The sequence below is a fragment of the Catelliglobosispora koreensis DSM 44566 genome (assembly GCF_000379685.1).
Lineage (GTDB): Bacteria > Actinomycetota > Actinomycetes > Mycobacteriales > Micromonosporaceae > Catelliglobosispora > Catelliglobosispora koreensis.
The window spans coordinates 1-1941 of sequence record NZ_KB903269.1 but is presented as its reverse complement, the minus strand read 5'-3'; the positions used below and the strand labels follow the sequence as shown (position 1 = coordinate 1941).

Sequence of the window (1941 nt, the reverse complement as noted above, 5' to 3'; positions counted from 1 at the left end):
TGGGCAGCGTGCTGACCCGCACCCTGCTCGGCGCCGGCTACCGGGTGCGGGTTCTCGACAGTTTTCTGTACGGCCGCAACAGTCTCAGGACTGCCGGACCTGCGGACCGGCTGCAGATCATGCACGGCGACATGCGTGACATCCACACCTGCGTGCAAGCACTCGACGGTGCTGACGCCGTAATTGTTTTGGCCGCCATCGTCGGCGACCCCGCCTGCAGCGCCCGGCCGTCACAAACCATCGAAACCAATGTCCTTGCCGCGCAAGTGATCGCGGCCGCCTGCAAGCACAGCAACATCGCCCGGTTCGTGTACGCGTCGACGTGTAGCGTGTACGGCACCGGCGGCACCATGCTCGGCGAAGACGCGCCACTTAACCCGGTATCTCTCTACGCCCGCACCAAAATCGCCTCTGAGCAAACCATTCTTGATATGGCCGACGGCTACTTCTGCCCCACCGTACTACGGATGGGAACCCTGTACGGCTATTCGCCGCGCATGCGCTTCGACCTAGTGGTCAACACCATGACAATGAAAGCGTTCACCCACAAACAGATCCAGGTCTTCGGCGGGCAGCAATGGCGGCCACTGCTGCATGTCGCCGACGCCGCAGACGCCTACCTCGCCTGCTTGCAGGCAGACCTGGACACCGTCGCCGGGCAGGTGTTCAACACTGGCAGCGACGCACAGAATTACCAGATCCGCGACATCGCCTCCATCGTGGCCAGCAGCACAGGTGACGTCCACGTCGAACGCGACGCATCAACCCTCGACGCCCGCGACTACCGGGTCAGCTTCACCAAAATCCAGGCGGCCCTTAACTTCCGGGCCCAGCACACGGTCGAGACAGCGGCAAAAGACATCTTCTACCGGCTTGGCCAGGGCATCATCAGCAACCCTGAAAGCAAGATCTACTACAACCATTACTTCGACACCGCAGAGGAGTGACGCCGACGCCGGTGCAGCCCGGGCCGTCAACACGGCCGCTTCTGGCAGGCATCACCCAAATCCCAACGCACAGAACGGAGAAACCGTGGGCACAACGGTCTGCGGATGTCCAATGTGGAGCGTTTCGCTGGCAGGTGCCGGGCGTCGACACAAACCGGGATTGTCTGCTGGGTGCGTGAAGGCCCCGCCCGTGCTGGCGGGGCCTTGGGCATTGCCGGTTTACTGGCTGACTGCGTTCTGGTATGGCAGTGCCACGTATGGGAACGCGGTGCGGAACGGCAGGTCGTTGACGTCGACAGCATCACCGAGCGTGGACACGGCTGGCGGCGGGTTGGGCAGCAGGATGCCTTCGGCTGCTTGCAGGGTGACGTCGATGACATCATCGGCTAGGCGGCGCCCGTTGGGGAACCCTGCCAGGTCCCCGGCGAGGACTCCCATGCGCATCGGGTTTGCTGATGGCGGCACGGACAGGTTGAGGCGCAGCTGCTCGCTGGGCTTGAATTTGTTCGCGTTGACGTCCTTGTTGAGCAGTTGCGAGTTGAGGTCGGCCTGCACTGGCCCGCATGCCTTGCACACGCCGGTCAGGAACACCTCGACCAGGTCAGCTCGTGGTGTCGCGGGTGCGGGGATGCCGTAGATGGCTTCGACCAGCTTGGGGACCTCGGGGCTGGTGACGTGGTGGAGGAACTTGGCGTCGTCTTGCGGCTTGCTGGCGTTGAACTCGTTCTTTTTGCCTACCGGGATCACGACTTCGTTGACCAAAGGCATGCCCAGCCGTGACACCTGCCGCATCGAACCTGAACTTTCGGCGCTGGTGACTTCTTCACCGGAACGGCTGGTGGTGGTCCAGATACCGACGACCGGGTTGCGTTTCACACTGCCGCCCAGCGCCAGCTCGTGGGAGCGTACCTGCAGGGCCACGGTGTTGACGTTGTAACCGGCCAGGGTGTCCTGGCCAACCTCAGACAGGTTGCCGCCGTAGAGCAGGTCGAAC

General features: G+C 63.0%; 2 protein-coding genes. One reads left to right on the top strand and one right to left on the bottom strand.

Going from position 1 to position 1941, the window contains the following annotated elements:
• Positions 1-947, top strand: a 947-nt coding sequence (locus A3E1_RS41570) for an NAD-dependent epimerase/dehydratase family protein (protein ID WP_020523070.1), incomplete at its 5' end; no start/stop codon positions are given.
• Positions 948-1166: 219 nt separating this feature from the next.
• On the opposite strand, the gene A3E1_RS0122620 is transcribed toward A3E1_RS41570, so the two are convergent.
• A partial coding sequence (locus tag A3E1_RS0122620) for a DUF4331 domain-containing protein (protein WP_020523069.1) occupies positions 1167-1941 on the bottom strand: 775 nt, incomplete at its 5' end.